Below are 16,114 nucleotides of genomic sequence, written 5' to 3' on the forward strand. Positions count from 1 at the left end.
GGCGGGTGCATGGGCCGCCTTCCGTACCGCCGTCATCGTCGGATTGCTAAAACTTAGTGGTCGGCGCCGATGTTGAGATCGCGGCGAGCGACGCGGATGCCGATCGTGTAACCGCCGATCACGTCGATCAGTGTTGCGACGAGGATCAGGAAGAACACCGACGTCGCGGCCTGGGCAACGAGCAGGAATTCCGCACCGACGGCCATAAAGACGATCATCGACAAAGCATGATCAATCAACGTCGAGGTGGTCGTGAAGGTGGACTTCACGATCTCGATGAAAAGCAGGATGAGCGTCACGAGCAGGATGAGGTCACCCCAACCGAATTTCCAATCGCCGCCGCTCAGGAGATGGATCCGGAAAATGTAGTGATTGGGATCCGTCAGAACTTCGGGTCCCATCGTCATTACGACCGCGTTGTAAAGGAGGAAGGCGAGAACCAAGAGCGGAAGGGCTCTGATCGACATGAAGCTCTCCTGAGATTTCAATCACCCCGTGGCCAGCTCGCTCAGACCGGACTTTGCAAGCCAGACTCTCGGGCGCGGCCGGGGTTTATAGGCACGCTCCGCCTCGTTTGCCAAGCGACGGTGGCCGGCGCAAGGCAACACACGCCGGAACCTCGGCTCCGGCGCTACACAACCCTTTTCGTCGCTGAAACGACTTACTCTTCGTTGGCTGGCGGCAGAATCTGGCGGCCGCGGTACTTGCCCGACTTGAGGTCGATGTGGTGCGGACGGCGGCGTTCGCCGCTATCCTTGTCTTCCACGTAAGCCCGGGCGGTCAGGGCGTCGTGCGAACGGCGCTGCCCCCGCTTCATCGGGGACGTTTTTTTGCGTGGAACTGCCATCAGTGTTGCTCCAAAAGTGACATCCCACCCCACAAATGCGGGCGGGCCGCCGAACATGCGGCGGAAATGCCGAACGTCTTAATTGCTGGATGAACCGGCGGCGCCTTGTTCTGGGCGCGCTCAGTACCTCGGGCGGGGCTTATACGCAAGTTAGAGGAGAAAAGCCAGTCCCCTGCGAAGCCATCTTAATAGGGCCTTCTGGGCAGGACGCAAGCGAACTGACCCGATGGGGCGAGCCGCATCCGGACTTGGATTGCATTGGCAAGGCGCTGAAGCCCCGGCCCCGGCCGGCCGGCGTTTCGCTCCAATGGGTTAGGCAGCGACACGGCCAAGCGTGCCGCGTCCCGGACCGACAGGCTTCGGGCTGGCTTATCGAAATGATGTTCGGCCGCCGCGCCGATGCCGAAAATGCCCGGCCCCCACTGGGCGATATTGAGGTAAATTTCCATGATCCGGCGCTTCGACCAGATCACCTCCGTTAGATAGGTCAGCGGCAGCTCGATGGCCTTGCGGACGTAACTCTTGGACGGCCACAGAAACAGGTTTTTCACGACCTGCATCGATATCGTGCTGCCGCCCCGCGCGCGGCCATCCGTGTTTTCTATCGCTTCCTCGATGGCTTCGAGATCGACTCCGGGATGCTGGCAGAAGCGAGCATCTTCACTGAGTATGACGGCACGAACGATGTTCGGCGAAATCTGACCGAACGGCACCCATTCCTGGACCACGGGCTGGCCGGTGAGCCAATGCTGCAGCATCAGCATCGAGGCCGGAGGATTGACGAAACGATAAGCCACGATCAGCGCCAGAACGAGCGCCAGCCAGCCGATGGCGATCCAGACCAGCAGCTTCAATCCGCGCTTCAAGAGCCCCCAAATGCTTCCAGAAGGCTGTGGAGGCCGATCTACGGCGGTGGGGGGCTCTATTCCCGCGTCGTCTGCCCTTAGCGGTTCGGAGCGCGTCGCCGTGTCGATGCGAAGGCCGCCCGAAGCTGCCTGAGGGGGCGTCAGGAAATGCGGCTCGAACATGCGCTGCGGGATCATATGGCCGAGATCGGTGCTCGCGGCAGCTGTGGGCGACGGCAGCACGAGTTCGGCGATATCGAGGGGCTTGTGGGGCTTGATTTCGCGGAGCGCCTCCGCGGCCGCCGCTTCGATTGCCGAGAGCGATCGTGACGAGGCTTCAGCGTCAATCTCGGAAAAGATAGCGTCTGCCGAGAGCGTGCCAGCCGCAGCATGCGCATGGCTGCCTGCAGGCATCGCGGGAGCAGGCGCGGGCGATGTGCTCGGCTCAGGCTGAAAGGCGCGCGCAGGCAGTGGCCGCGGCGGCTGCAGCGACATTTCGGCCTCCGCCGGCCGGGAGGGAGCCCTTTGCGGCACGTTCATAGGCGGCGCGGCAGATAACCCCGATGTCTCGTCCGGCCGATCCATGCTTTGCTTCAATCGATCACGTTGTGCTAACCGCGTGCCACATATCGCCGAACCATGGCCATGTTTGAGCAGTGGTCGGATTCTCGGGGGAGAGCATAAGGCAGTGTCACAGTTTCTTGTCCAGCTTGGCAACTCCGCAACAGTCGTCGAAGCCTATTTAACCTCTGCTCTCGCCCGACAGGAAAGCGAGGGCACCCCTGCACGCCTCGCCGATGCTATCCGCCATGCCGTCCTGGGCGGCGGCAAACGCTTCCGGCCCTTCCTGGTTTTCCACAGCGCTGCGCTATTCGGCGCGACCGAGGAAGCGGCACTTCCCGCGGCAGGGGCCATCGAATGCATCCATTGCTATTCTCTAGTGCACGACGATCTGCCGTCGATGGACAACGACGAGCTTCGGCGCGGCCGCCCGACGGTGTGGAAGGCGTACGACGACTGGACCGCAATTCTCGTTGGCGATGCGCTGCAGGCATTTGCTTTTGAGCTGGTTGCGCGGCCGGAGAGCAACAGCAATCCGAGTATCAGAGCCGATCTCGTGCACATTCTTGCCGTCGCCTCAGGCGCGATCGGCATGGTCGGCGGCCAGCAGCTTGATCTCGAAGCGGGGAAACTCAGCAATCAGCCGACGCCGACGATCGAAAGCATCATGCGATTGCAAGCGATGAAGACCGGCGCGCTGATTACGGCGGCGTGCGAGATGGGTGCCGTCGTCGGTGGTGCGAAGCCGGAGGAACGCGCGGCGCTGAAGACGTACGGCGAGCACCTGGGTGCTGCGTTCCAGATCAGCGACGATCTGCTCGATGCGGAAGGCTCAAGCGCCGACACGGGCAAAGCTACCGGCAAGGATGCCGCCGCCGGTAAAGCAACGCTTATCGGCATGCTCGGAATCAAAGAGGCGCGTAGCCACCTCGACCGTTCGATCGCGGCAGCTATCGCAGCCCTCAACGTGTTCGGAGAAAAGGCAGAGCCTCTCGCCGACGCTGCGCGGCTTATGGGCCGCCGCGACAGCTAGCGAGAGGCGAGATCGGCGCGTTACCAGAACTTGTAGTTCAAGCCGACGCGAACGGTCTGGAAGTCGTTGTTTATGCGATCGCCGCTCGATAGCGTATCGTCGCCGAAGCCCATGTAGAGATACTCGGCCTTCATGCTCCAGTTCGGAGCAAACGCCCACTCGACACCGCCGCCGGCTGCATAGCCAGCCTTCGTGTCGTTGTCGCGGAAGTTTCCGATGCCTGCGAGATTGACGTTGGTATCGAAGTCCGCAACGGCGAGACCGGCCGTGCCATAAACCAGGAACGGTCCGCTCGCGTATCCGAGACGTCCGCGCACGGTCGAAAACCAGTTCACACTGCTATGCGCCGTGTCACCGAACTGATCGAACGCGCTGCCGCTGATATCCGCACCCTGGAAATCGCCTTCAAAGCCGAAGACGAAATTGCCACGCTGCCAGTTATAGCCGATCTGACCACCGCCAAAGCCGCCTTCGGGCTTCGTGAAAGTCGAGTTCGACCAGCCGTAGCCGCCGTTGATACCGATGTAAGCGCCCTGCCAGATCGAAGGCTCACTGTACTGAACAACTGGAGCCGCAGGCGGATTGTATGGCTGGTAAGGACCGAGATCGGCTGCCCAAGCGCTTCCGCTTGCAGTCAACGCGAGCACAGCTCCGCCCAGGAGGGACTTAGCGATTTGCGATTTCATTTTTAGAACCCCGTCACAGTAGGCCCAGCGGCCCAATCGTACGCACTAACGCCAACAACCCATTTGGGGTTCCAGTTGGACAATTTCGATGCGCAAACCGATACGCTGGTATGCATCAACTAGCGGCCACGAATGGCCTAGGTATTTCTGAAATGCCCTATTAACGGGTGGATACTAATAACGCGTTGATTAAACGCAATTAGACTCGCGCCGCTAATCCACTTTTATCTGCATTGATCTTTTCTTTACGAGCCATCCGCTTATCCCGCAGTTTAAGAAGCGGTAATATCCAGTATGCGAGCCTAATTTCGCGCCGGGATTTCTCGGGATCGACGAGATGGGACGTCGGCAGTTTCTGCGTGAATGAACTCTCCATGAGTGTACCCAGCGGAAGCTGAAGCTCGTCCTGTAAGGCGATCATACGTGCATAAAGTTCAGAGAGCGGCGTGATCAATCGACCGAAACCGTTGCGCGCCTGCGCCCAACCGACGAGATAAAGACCGCGCAATCCTGGCGGAAATGCGCCGCCGTAAACTTGCACGACGTTATTCTTCACATCGACGAGGCCTTCGGGCAGAAACGGGAACGTGGTGTTGAAGCCCGTTGCCGCAACGATCATGTCGTAGGTGCCGGTCGTGCCATCGACGAATGTGACCGTGTCGCCATCGACGTGATCGATAGCCGGACGCGGCTTCACGCGACCCAAGCGAATGGCATTCAACAGATCCGTTCCGAACGCGGGATGACGCTCGAAAATTTTGTGTTTGGGCTGCTGCAAACCGTAACGACGATAGTCGCCGATGCTGATGGCGATGATCGATTTCAAGATCGCGCGCTGCAGGAAGATCGGCAGGCCCCAGATCGGAAGGTCCGTCAGAGGACGACCGAGAAACGTTTTAGGCAAATACCAATAGCCTGACTGCAAACTGATATCGCACGATTTGCCAAAGCGCCCGGCATCGACAGCCATATCGACACCAGAGTTGCCGCCGCCGATGACAAGCACACGCTTGTCGTCGAACTGGTGCGGAGCGACATAATCCTTCGAGTGCAGCAGCTCGCCTGTGTAGGTGCCCTGGAACGTCGGATAGCGCTTATCCCAATGGTGGCCGTTGCAGACGATGACGCCCTTGTACGTCCGCTCCTCACCGTCGGCGAACTTCACGGTCCAATGACCGGCGTCGTCCGGCGCGGCGTGAACGACCTGCTTGTTGAATTCGGCGTTGGCGTAAAGTCCGCGATCCTTCGCAAAATTGGTCAGATAGCTGAGCATCTGGTCGGCCGACGGAAAATCCGGAAAATCATCCGGCATCGGGTAGTCGGTATATTCCGTCGCCTTTTTGGACGAAACGATGTGCGCATTGCGATAAACGCCGTGTAGCCAGTTGCCGCCCACGCCTGGCGCGGCATCGATCAGATCGAAGGGAATGCCGCGGTGCTTCAAGGCGGCGGCCATCGCCAAACCCACGGGGCCTGCGCCAATGATGATGTGACGCTCGAGCGTGCTTATACCTTCGCTCATTCTCTGAAATATCCTTGATGGCGGATGCTCATGCATCCATCAGCAACGCGTCCGCAAGGCGGAGGGTCCCTGGGAAGCGGTCGTAATCGTCCGCTTCGATACATCATTGACCGACCGCAATGCGAGCGCAGCAACGTCGCAAACGCCGCACTTAGGAGGCGATTTTCCAAGAATTACTTAAGAAATAGCCGCTTTCTTGCTTAATCGGAAGGGCAGCTATTCGGCAGCCTCTCCGCCAGCAACGGCGCCTGCGCCGAAACGGCGGGAAATGTAGTCCTCGACGATGGCCTTGAAATCTCCGGCGATATTGGGACCGCGGAGCGTCATGGCCTTTTTTCCGTCGATGAATACTGGGGCGGCGGGACTTTCTCCCGTGCCCGGCAGGGAGATGCCGACGTCGGCGTGCTTGCTCTCGCCGGGACCGTTCACGATGCAGCCCATCACGGCGAAGTTCAGCGTTTCGACGCCGGGATACTGGGTCTTCCAGTCGGGCATACGATCGCGGATCATATCCTGGATGTCGCGCGCCAGTTCCTGGAATACGGTCGATGTCGTGCGGCCGCAGCCGGGGCATGCCGCGACAACCGGCACAAACGAGCGCAGACCCATCGTCTGCAGCAGCTCCTGCGCGGCGCGGACTTCCTGTGTACGGTCGCCGCCGGGCTCGGGCGTCAGCGAGAAGCGGATGGTATCGCCGATGCCTTGCTGCAAGAGAATGCCCAGCGCAGCGGAAGACGCAACGATGCCCTTCGAGCCCATGCCGGCTTCTGTCAGCCCCAGGTGCAGCGCGTAGCGGCAGCGGTCGGCGAGCATGGCATAGACGGCCAAGAGATCCTGGATCGAGGAGACCTTGCCGGAAACGATGATCTTGTTGGCGTTGAGGCCCATTTCCTCGGCACGCTGCGCGGACATCAACGCCGACTGCACCATGGCTTCGTGCATGACGCTGCGTGCGGGTTTCGGCTCGGCGGACTTGGCGTTCTCGTCCATCAAATGCGTCAGCAGTTCAGCGTCGAGCGAGCCCCAGTTGACGCCGATGCGGACCGGTTTGTTGTACGTCATCGCCATGTCGATAATGGCGCCGAACTGCTTGTCTTTCTTGTCCTTGAAGCCGACGTTGCCGGGATTGATGCGGTACTTGTCGAGGGCTTCGGCGCAGTCCGGATTTTCGCCCAGAAGCTTGTGGCCGATATAATGGAAATCACCCACGAGCGGAACGTTGACGCCGCGCTTGCGCAGCTGATCGCGAATGTGCGGGACGGCTTTGGCGGCTTCGTCGCGATCGACCGTGATGCGGACAAGCTCCGAACCGGCGCGCGCCAAGTCTGCGACCTGCTTCACCGTGGAGGCGACGTCCGCCGTATCGGTGTTGGTCATCGATTGCACGACGACCGGCGCTCCGCCGCCGACCTGCACGCCGCCGACCGTCACCGCTGTGGTCTTGTGGCGCGGTTTCATCGTGATGCTGTCGCTATGCAACATCGAATTGCCTTTCCCGTCCCTGGTCCCGCTCCTGGGGCCCCGAGTTCTAGCGCCCTCTCGCGCTTCCCGCCAGAAGCGATATGGCCGCGATTGTGCACAGCGCTATGACGATTGAAGGGCCGCCGGGAACGTCGCTCGATAATGACAGCCAAAGGCCCAGAATTACGCCCAAAATCGCGATTGCGGCGGCCAGGACGGCCATCCGCTCCGGGGTTGTGGATAGTGGCCGGGCGGCCACGGCCGGAACGACAAGAAACGCCATGACGAGCAGAACGCCGACGATTTTCATGGCGACCGCTATGACGATGGCCAGCAAGAGGTCGAAGGCAGCGCGGGAGACGCGCGGGTTGATGCCCTCGGCGGTCGCGAGGTCCTCGTGCAGCGACAGGCGGACGAGCGGCTTCCATAGATAGAGCGTTACGGCCATGACGGCGCCGCCGCCGACGTAAATCCAGACGAGATCGCCGGACGTGACCGCGAAGACGTCGCCGAAGAGGTAGCTCATCAGGTCGATGCCCGGACCCTTGACGAGCGAGATCGCGGCGATGCCGAGCGCCAGCGTCGCGTGGTGCGTGAGGCCGAGCGCGGAATCGAGCGGCACCGTTTTCTGCCGTCCGAGCAGCGTCAGCACGCCCGCAGCGGCGACTGCGGCGATGACGACGGCGAGCGTCAGATTGATGTTGGCGGCGAGCCCCAGCGCCACGCCGAGCAAGCTCGCCTGCGATAGCGTTTCACCGACATAGGACATGCGCCGCCAGACGACGATGCAGCCGAGCGGCGCCGCGATGACAGCCAAGCCGACTGCCGCGAAGAAGGCGCGCCAAATGAAAGGATCAAGTCCAGCGATCACTCAGGTGCCTCGCCCCGGCATTGGCGTTTGCGTCGCCGGTTCGATGAGCGGCTCGGTTTCGCCGGTCAAGCCATGCTGATGATCGTGGTGGTGGCGATATACACCGAGCGCTGTTGCGGCGTGCGGTCCGAAGATGCGGACGTATGACGCGTGTTGGGACACATCCTCGGGTTTGCCGGAACAGCAGACGTGGCCGTTGAGGCAAATGACGCGATCGCTCTTCGCCATGACAACATGGAGGTCGTGAGAGACGAGCAGGACGCCCAGATTGTGGCGGTCACGCAAGCGACCGATCATGTCGTAGAGATCGGCTTCACCGGTGAAATCGACGCCGCTGGCCGGTTCATCGAGAATGAGAAGATCGGGACGGCGTAACAGCGCGCGAGCGATCAGCACGCGTTGGGTTTCGCCTCCGGACAGCTTCGAAAGCTGCTGATCGAGCGTGCGAGCAGCGCCCGTCTCTTCCAAGGCGCGCTTGATCTCGTCGGTCGTGACGTTCGCGCCGAGCGCCAGGAACGAGGCGACCGACATCGGGATTGTGGAATCAACATCGAAGCGTTGCGGGACGTAGCCAATGCGGGTTGAAGCCGGCTTCTCGATGTGGCCGCGGGTCGGCCGTTCGATGCCGAGCAGGAGCCGGACGAGTGTCGTTTTGCCCGCGCCGTTGGGGCCGATAAGCGTGACGATCTCGCCGCGGTGAACATCGAGGTCGATATTCCAGAGCACCTCGCGGCTGCCGCGGGTCATCGCCAGCCCGCGTGCCGAGATCAACGCTGTCTTATCGAAGGGCCGAGCCTTTTCCTGTAAAGGCGCGTGCTCGTGATGGTGGCCGCAACTACACGCTGCGGCCTCCTCCGTGAGGGCCTTCCCTCGTGCGTCGTCCAAAGCTGACAAAACGGCAGTCTCCGTGTCAGGCCGTGCGGCGGGCGGCGGCGCATTCGCGGCACGTGCCCGAGACTTCGACGAAGCGGACGCGGGTCTCAAATTCGGTGTTGGCCGCAGCCGTGTCGATGGCGCGGAAGATCTCGTCGCCGTCGACCTCTTGCACGGCGCCGCACTTTTCGCAGCTCAGAAAGATCGGCGGCCGGCCGGTGCGCGGCTTGTCCATGCGCCGGCAGGCGAAATAAGCGTTTTTGCTTTCAAGCCGATGGACGACGCCCGCTTCAAGCAGCGCATCAAGGGCGCGGTACACCGAGATCGGGGCGAGGCGCGTGCCCTTCTTGGCCAGCCGGTCGAGGACCTCGTAAGCACCGACGCTGGCCTGGGTCGAGGCGATCTCCTCGAAAACCTTACGGCGAAGGTCGGTGAACCGGATATTCTTTTCAGCGAAAATCGCGGTCGCCTGCTCAAGAGATGTCTTCAAGCGGTCCCTTGCCCTCTGCTCGTCGGCTGCGTTCGCTATCATGGTCATCCTCTGGAGCCCGGCCGAAGGGCAAACCGTGGAACTGATGCCTCTCCGGACGATATAACATGTCGGGATGGCGGACCATCCGGTTCAAGGGCCGCATGCCTTATTTTATCCCCGTGCGGCGCGACCAAGGTAAAATGCGCCGATGGCTGGCGGAATGGGTGAGATTCTCAAAAGAAGTTCATCCGATGAGCACATTTCGTCTTAATGTCGCCGCCAATCAGCCCGCTGGGGCGCGCAATTTTAACCAACGCGGCCGGCGATTCGACGGGCGCACTGGCTGGGAACGACTTCAGGATGGACGTCAAGTTTTTGATCGACAGACTGGCGGAGAATGCCCGTCCGATCGGTATTGCCGTTGTCATTGCCTGCACCCTCACCCTCCTGCTGCGCAGCCGGATTGCGCGACGGCTGAGGACCGCCATCGAAGAAACGATTTTTTCCAATTGGCGCCTAGCCTTACTCGGTACGACCGGCCTCGTGCTTTCTGCCGCGGCGGGCTGGCGCACATGGGAAGGCATGTACAATTTCACCGGCGAGCCCCTGCTCTCCGGCATGGTGACGTTCGGCATCCAGGGCATCATGCTGATCGTCGCGTGGCTGATCGGCGAGAGTTTCGCCACGGGGATGAACCGGCAATCGCGACCGGGACAATCAGCACTCGCAAGCTCGGGGGCGCAGCCGTGGATCGGCACCTTCATCGGGCTTTTGCTGTTCCTCACCTGTTTCGTGTTGTTTCTGCAGTGGTCGGGAAGCGGCGACGGCCGGCAGGCGACTGGCCTGTCCGACATCGACTGGTCGACGGCAGGCAACAAGTTCCTGATGTTCGGGGCCGGGCTTTTGCTCGTGGCGCTGTTTGCGCTCTATGCGGCGAGCGACATCGTCCGCCCTTACATCCAGGTCGTGCGCATCATACTGCGCAATTCGATGCTGTGGCTGATGTTCCTCGCCTGCATGGCGACGAGCGTGTTCTTCTCGTTCGATAGTTTCTTCACATCGATCTTCCCGCAGTCGGAGCGCGTGCGCGCAGCCGAACTGCGCGCGCAGAACCAAGTCTCAGGCATCATCACCGATATCGAACAGGCGATCGCGGCCCGGCACGCGGCATTGGCTGATGAGCTGTTCAAGACGCAAGCGTGGAAAGATTACGACGCGCAGCTTGAGAAGATCACACAGGCCGCGACGCAATCGCAGGCCGTGATCGAAAAGTTCGTCAACGATCAGATCGAAGAGCGTCGCCGTGCCGTGCAAGAGCAGCAGGAGCGGATGGCGTCGGCGCAGGCAGGGCAAGCGGGCCTCGCCAATCGCAAGGTTTCGCTGACGGACGAAAAAGCGAGCCTTGCGGCGCAGCGCCCCGAACTGGCGGCTGATTATCAGACCAAGAAAGCCGACTACGACCAGAAGCTGAAAGACGTCGATGCCAAGCGCGTCGAGGCGTTGGCCGAAGACAAGGGCGTGGAAGGCAGCGGCAAGGCCGGACGCGGACCGCTTTATCGCCAGCGCATGGCGGAACTCTCCACACTGCAAGGCGCGGCGCAAATCGCGCAAGAGCGCATGGCGAATGCGCAGAAACGTCTGAGCACGGTCGAAACGCGGCTATCGTCCATCGACACCGAGCTTGCAACGCTTGACGGCGATCTCGCCAAGTACAAGGGCGAAGCCCAGACGGCGGAGCAGCGGATCAAGCTCGCCCAGGACAGCGTGCAAACGGATGCCGGACCGAAGGTCGATCCGACGCGGATCCTGCCGTTGTTCGAGCGCATCCGGTCAGAGTTTCGCGCCGATCCGACGGTCGCGCATCTCAACAGCGTGCAGCAGATGTGCGGCGACATCTATACGGCGATGCAGGCGACGCCAGAAACAAAGTCGCTCGTCTCCGGCATCGACTGCGATCCGAAGACGACGGCCGATGCGGCAGGCACGCTGTTCGCGCTGCAGGCGGGCACAAAGGTTTTCGAGAACACCTGCGCGGGCGGCGACAAGCTCAACGCCAACACGTCGACCGACGCGCTGTTCGCGTTCGCGCGGCGCTGCCTGTCCGATAGCGCGCTGCCGAGCCACGACACCGATGCGCTGCGGACCGAAATCAACCGCATCGAGCTTTCGCGCGATGACAAGGCGCACCGCTTCGTCGTCACGCTCAATGCATTCCAGGACGGCAACCACCTCGCCTACCTGGCGCTGGCGATCGCGATCGGGCTCGACGGCTTGATTTTCATGTCGGGCTTGTTCGGCGCCAATGCCGTGCGCTCGCCGCTGTCGGATATTCCGAGCTATCGATCGCGATCCGGCGCGCAGCTTGAAGCAACGATCAACGCTGCGCTCGGCGCGCATCCGCATGAGACGGCGTGGCTGACGCTGACATCGCTACGGCCGATCACCAATCAAGACGGCTTTTCGGCGCTCGCCGATCTGAGCGCGATGGAACGCTCGCAGGCCGATCGCGTGCGCATGGTGCTGACGGCGGGCGCCGATATCGGCGCGGTCGAGACGATCAGCCATAACCCTGAGCGGTACCGCGTGCGCAGCGAGTTGCGCGAATATCTCTCGTCGATCTGCGACAAGCAGTTCAAGACCGACGCTTCCGCGAAAGACAAGGCGCGGCTCGACCAGCTTGTATCGGCCGCGCTGGCGCCGCATCCGCGCGAGCATTCCGAAATCGTACTGAACACGCTGGAGCCGATCCGGGAGACGGAAGGCTTCACGTCGATGGTGACGCTGTCGGAGATCACCAACGACTACGACTCGCGTGTCGTCCGCCGCGTGATGAATGCGGGGGCGGCGGTGAAGGCCGTAGCGCCCGACGTCAAGATCGACGACCGCTATTACATCCGCCCGGCGCTTTATGAGACGCTGCTGACCATCCGCGCGACGGCACCGGAAAGCGCAGCCTATGCGCGAGATCGGGCGCGGTTCGAGGGCGTTCAAGAGCGTCCGGCCATTGACGCCGGGATCTTGCGCGAAGCGAAGCCGGAATTGCCGCCACAGCCCAAAGGCAGCGTCCCCGAGATTGAACGGCGCCGCGAGCCGCCTGCCCTGCCGGGCTTGTTGCCTCTGACGCGCGAAGAAAAGCAGGAGCTTGCGGCGCATTTCCGCGAAGTGCTGCTCGAAGCCATTCACCTACGGTCCGACATTGTCGATAACCGGTTCAGTCAGCCGCAGTCGCGCGATGCTATCCGGGAAGCGTGGAAAGCGCTCAATGCGCACAGCAAGAAAAATGAAAATCTCGGCTTCCTCTTGCGCGATTTCCAAAACGAGCAAGACCGGCTCTTGAGCGAAGCCTATTCGAGACTCCGCAGCGAAACCGGCGGTGACGAGCGCAAGCTGTCGATCCTTGAAGGGATCGATGGGGCTGTGCGCGACGACCTTTCGCTCTACATGCTGTTTCCCGAGATGAGTCTCGTCACATATCTGATCGACGAACTCGAGACCGCGGCACAGCCGGACGACGGCCTCGCGCACGGCGAGCAGGATCTCAAGGATCAGCTGAAGTTCGTGCGCGAAGCGCTCGGGCGATTGGATCTCGACAATCCGCGGTCGTGGGACGAAATTCGCCAGCGGCTCGCGATGCGGACGGGCTCTGATTTCCGAAACTTCCATCGGCCGTCCGACCGCGATGGCGAGCCCGACGACGACGCGTGAGCTCAGGCGTGGGGCCTCGTTGGGAATCCGCGGGGGACGCTTGACTGGATCCCGGCCTGCGCCGGGATGACGGTTGTGGGGCGGGCTCGCCGCGGTGCGGTGGTTGGCGTCGACCGAAGTTCTTCAACACCGTCATGCCGACGAAGGTCGGCACCCGGGCAAGCATCAGCAGGTGAGATGAGAGTTGGCTGGGCCCGCCCGGCGCCGCGATGTCGATGCAAAAAATTGTTGAACGTCAGAGCTTGAACTCGACGACTTTCTGGCGCTGCGTGCCGAGGCCGTCGATTTTCAATTCCATGACGTCGCCAGCTTTGAGGAACTCTTTCGGATTGCGGGCCGTGCCGACGCCGGGTGGCGTGCCGGTTGTGACGATATCACCGGGTTCAAGCACCATGAATTCGGTGATGTAAGCGAGCAGCATCGGGATGCGGAAAATCATCGTCGAGGTCGAGCCGGTCTGCTTGCGCTCACCGTTGACGTCGAGCGTCATCGTCAGGTTGTCGAGATCGGTGATCTCGTCGGGGGTCACGAGCCACGGACCGATCGGCCCGAACGTCTCGGCGGATTTGCCCTTCACCCACTGGCCGCCGCGCTTCGACTGGAAGCGGCGCTCCGAAACGTCGTTACAGATGCAATAGCCCGCGATGTATTTTGCCCAATCCTGCACATCGACGTAACGGGCACGCGTGCCGATGACGAACGCAATCTCGACCTCCCAATCGAGATGGCGCGAATTGCGCGGGATCATCACATCGTCGTCCGGGCCGCAGATCGACGTCGTCGCCTTATTGAACAGGATCGGCTCGGTCGGAATCTCTTGCCCCGTCTCTTTGGCGTGGTCGGCAAAGTTGAGGCCGATGGCAATGAAGTTGTGCGTGTCGGCAACCGGCGGGCCGAGGCGTGCGTCTTTCGGTGCGAGCGGGAGGGACGCGAGATTGAGCTTGCGAATTTCATCGAGCGATGCGGGCGAGAGATATTCGCCGGAAAAATCCGGGATGACTTCCGAGAGATTGCGAATTTCGCCATTGGTGTCGAGAATGCCGGGTCTTTCGGCACCTGGGGCGCCAAAGCGAACGAGTTTCATTTGCGAATATCTCCAGAAAGCATCGCCTTGCGGCGCCGGGGCAGCTTCTAAGCAGAAAAAGTCCGGCCTGCCAATCATGTCGCCACGGGTCCAGCGACCATGCGTCCGCGGCTTTGCGCTTTGTGAAGTTAGCGAAGGCGGAACTTGCGCCATGCTCAGCGGTTTCCTCTTGGCCGCCGAGTGTGGGCAAATCGAGCGCGGGGCTGCAATGCCTCGCGTTTCAGCATGGAATGGGGACCTTCCGATGCGTGTTATGGTTACGGCGCGTGTTTCCTTGATGCTTGCGGCAATGTTCGCATTGGCCGCAGCGGGCGTAGCGCGCGCGGACACGGCATCTCCTGAAGCGCAGCCGCCGTCCACCGCCCCGCCGGACCAGCACGCGACAGCCCCTGCCGATGCGGGCAAGAAGCCCGACGAGCAGACGCCCGGCGATATGCCCGCCGTCGTAGTCGATGACAACAAAGTCGAAAGCCTGCTTGGCAAGGACGTGACGAGTGCGAAGGGCGAGAAGCTCGGGCAGATAACCGATATTCTCGTCAGCCACAGCGGCGAGGTGCGGGCGGCGGTGATCGATTTCGGCGGCTTCCTAGGCGTAGGATCGCGGAAGATAGCGGTTGCATGGAGAACGCTGCAGTTTTCGCCCAAGGGCATCACGCTCAGCATGACGCGGGACGAACTGCGCGTGACGCCCGAATACCATCAGGGCGAGCCGGTGGTGATCGTCGGCGCTTCTGCTCCCCCTGCACAGCCGGCGCCCTCGGCGCAGCCCGGGCCGCCACAACCTTCAGGACCGTCTACCACTTCTGCTCCGGTCAAATGATGAGGGCCGTCAGCGCGGGGGGTCACATTCATCTGCTTTGCGCGCCGGACTGACGCCATGCGCGGCATCGCTCGGTTTTGGCGGCGCGCGGGTATCAGGCCGACAGGCAGGAGCCAACTCGGCGTCGACGGCTTTGCGTTTTTCCTCGCCGATGCCCAGGTCGGGTTCGGCCCGTTTCTCACCGTCTATCTGACGTCGGAAAAATGGACGAGCGCCGACATTGGCCTTGTGTTGACGGTCGGCAGCATCATCGCGCTCATCGGACAGGTGCCCGGCGGCGCACTTGTCGATGCGATGGGAAGGGAACGGACACTTGCCGCCACCTCGACACTGATGATCGGCGCGGCGGCGTTTTCGATTGCGATCTGGCCGCAGTTTACTGCGGTCTTCTTCGCGCAAGTCTTTCATTCTCTCGCGAGCGTCGTGACCGGGCCTGCGCTCGCGGCGATCAGCCTGGGGCTCGTCGGGCATAACCTGATCGGCGAGCGGCTCGGGCGAAACGCGCGGTTTGCGTCGCTCGGCAGCATGATCGCGGCGGCGAGCATGGGCGCGTGCGGTTATTATCTTTCGAGCCAGGCTGTGTTCTTCGTCGCGGCGGCGATGACTGTTCCGGCGGTGCTTTCGCTTTATCTGATCTCGCCCGCCGACTTTCATCGCGAGGAAGTGACGCCGAAGCCCAAAGCGCATTACGATATTCTCGACGCGGTACGGACGCTGGCGTCGAACCGGCCGCTGCTGATCCTGGCCGGAACGGTATCGCTGTTTCACCTTTCCAATGCGTCGATCATGCCGCTTGTCGCCAACCTCATCACGCAGCGTGCGAGCGACGCCGCGACGATCCTTGTCGCGTTGTGCATCATCGTTCCGCAATTCGTCGTGGCGATGATCTCGCCATGGATCGGGCGCTATGGCGACCGGCATGGGCGGCGGCCGTTGCTAATGCTGGGCTTCGCGGCGCTGCCCATACGCGCCGCGCTGCTGGCATCGAGTTCGGACCCGGTCGTCATGGTGGCGATCCAATGCCTCGACGGCATCTCAGCGGCGGCACTCGGCGTGCTGGTTTCGGGCGCCGTCGCGGACGTCACGCGAACGTCGGGGAACTTCAATCTGGCGCTCGGATTTGTCGGCATCGCGATGGGCGTCGGCGCGTCGATCAGCACGACGCTGGCGGGTATCATCGCCTACGATTTCGGAGCATCGACGGCCTTCCTGACGCTGGCGTGCATCGGACTGGCGGCTTTCCTGGCAGTTGTGCTGCTGCTGCCTGAAACGCGGACTGCAGAAAATAAGGAACATGAAAGCCCTATCGCGCGTTGAGCCGCAACCAGGGGATC

General features: G+C 61.8%; 14 protein-coding genes. 4 read left to right on the forward strand and 10 right to left on the reverse strand.

Annotated features, from left to right (window positions below; genetic code table 11):
• Positions 1–53: 53 nt before the first annotated feature.
• The 3 genes from RLW41_RS06915 to mtgA form a co-directional block, all read right to left on the reverse strand.
• Entirely contained in the window at positions 54–467 is a 414-nt protein-coding gene (locus RLW41_RS06915; RefSeq protein WP_409561167.1) for a hypothetical protein, read from the reverse strand.
• Between the two features lie 194 nt (positions 468–661).
• A complete protein-coding gene (rpmF, locus tag RLW41_RS06920; RefSeq protein ID WP_013949685.1) occupies positions 662–847 on the reverse strand; it encodes a 50S ribosomal protein L32 in 186 nt (61 codons plus the stop codon).
• A gap of 185 nt (positions 848–1,032) precedes the next feature.
• Entirely contained in the window at positions 1,033–1,773 is a 741-nt protein-coding gene (gene mtgA, locus RLW41_RS06925; protein ID WP_409563311.1) for a monofunctional biosynthetic peptidoglycan transglycosylase, read from the reverse strand.
• 607 nt (positions 1,774–2,380) lie between these two features.
• Between mtgA and RLW41_RS06930 the strand changes: the two genes are divergently transcribed.
• Positions 2,381–3,286: a polyprenyl synthetase family protein gene (locus RLW41_RS06930; protein ID WP_414464028.1), complete on the forward strand. Its 906-nt coding sequence runs from the start codon at positions 2,381–2,383 to the stop codon at positions 3,284–3,286.
• Between the two features lie 20 nt (positions 3,287–3,306).
• Here RLW41_RS06930 and RLW41_RS06935 read toward each other — a convergent pair whose 3' ends face one another.
• The 6 genes from RLW41_RS06935 to RLW41_RS06960 all read right to left on the reverse strand — a co-directional run bounded on the left by RLW41_RS06935 (position 3,307) and on the right by RLW41_RS06960 (position 9,231).
• Positions 3,307–3,972, reverse strand: coding sequence for an outer membrane protein (locus tag RLW41_RS06935; RefSeq protein ID WP_013949688.1), 666 nt, complete (start codon positions 3,970–3,972; stop codon positions 3,307–3,309).
• A gap of 199 nt (positions 3,973–4,171) precedes the next feature.
• Positions 4,172–5,494 (reverse strand): flavin-containing monooxygenase, encoded by a 1,323-nt coding sequence (locus RLW41_RS06940; protein WP_414464029.1) that lies wholly within the window; start codon positions 5,492–5,494, stop codon positions 4,172–4,174.
• A gap of 216 nt (positions 5,495–5,710) precedes the next feature.
• A complete protein-coding gene (gene ispG, locus RLW41_RS06945) occupies positions 5,711–6,976 on the reverse strand; it encodes a flavodoxin-dependent (E)-4-hydroxy-3-methylbut-2-enyl-diphosphate synthase (protein ID WP_013949690.1) in 1,266 nt (421 codons plus the stop codon).
• Between the two features lie 46 nt (positions 6,977–7,022).
• Positions 7,023–7,826, reverse strand: coding sequence for a metal ABC transporter permease (locus RLW41_RS06950; protein WP_414464030.1), 804 nt, complete (start codon positions 7,824–7,826; stop codon positions 7,023–7,025).
• Positions 7,827–8,597, reverse strand: a complete 771-nt coding sequence (locus RLW41_RS06955) for an ATP-binding cassette domain-containing protein (RefSeq protein ID WP_414464031.1) — start codon at positions 8,595–8,597, stop codon at positions 7,827–7,829.
• Between the two features lie 139 nt (positions 8,598–8,736).
• Positions 8,737–9,231 (reverse strand): Fur family transcriptional regulator, encoded by a 495-nt coding sequence (locus tag RLW41_RS06960; protein ID WP_013949693.1) that lies wholly within the window; start codon positions 9,229–9,231, stop codon positions 8,737–8,739.
• 300 nt (positions 9,232–9,531) lie between these two features.
• Between RLW41_RS06960 and RLW41_RS06965 the strand changes: the two genes are divergently transcribed.
• The gene (locus RLW41_RS06965; RefSeq protein ID WP_414464032.1) at positions 9,532–12,876 is read left to right on the forward strand and encodes a hypothetical protein; all 3,345 of its coding nucleotides are present in this window, start codon (positions 9,532–9,534) and stop codon (positions 12,874–12,876) included.
• Positions 12,877–13,111: 235 nt separating this feature from the next.
• Here the strand turns inward: RLW41_RS06965 and RLW41_RS06970 are convergent, their stop codons facing one another.
• Positions 13,112–13,960: a fumarylacetoacetate hydrolase family protein gene (locus RLW41_RS06970; RefSeq protein WP_414464033.1), complete on the reverse strand. Its 849-nt coding sequence runs from the start codon at positions 13,958–13,960 to the stop codon at positions 13,112–13,114.
• Between the two features lie 244 nt (positions 13,961–14,204).
• On the opposite strand from RLW41_RS06970, the gene RLW41_RS06975 reads away from it, so the two are divergent.
• Both RLW41_RS06975 and RLW41_RS06980 read left to right on the forward strand, forming a co-directional pair.
• Positions 14,205–14,780 (forward strand): PRC-barrel domain-containing protein, encoded by a 576-nt coding sequence (locus RLW41_RS06975; RefSeq protein WP_409561174.1) that lies wholly within the window; start codon positions 14,205–14,207, stop codon positions 14,778–14,780.
• 57 nt (positions 14,781–14,837) lie between these two features.
• Positions 14,838–16,097 (forward strand): MFS transporter, encoded by a 1,260-nt coding sequence (locus RLW41_RS06980; RefSeq protein ID WP_414464034.1) that lies wholly within the window; start codon positions 14,838–14,840, stop codon positions 16,095–16,097.
• Positions 16,098–16,114 lie beyond the last annotated feature (17 nt).

The organism is Hyphomicrobium sp. DY-1 (genome assembly GCF_047497105.1).
Taxonomy (GTDB): Bacteria; Pseudomonadota; Alphaproteobacteria; order Rhizobiales; family Hyphomicrobiaceae; genus Hyphomicrobium_B.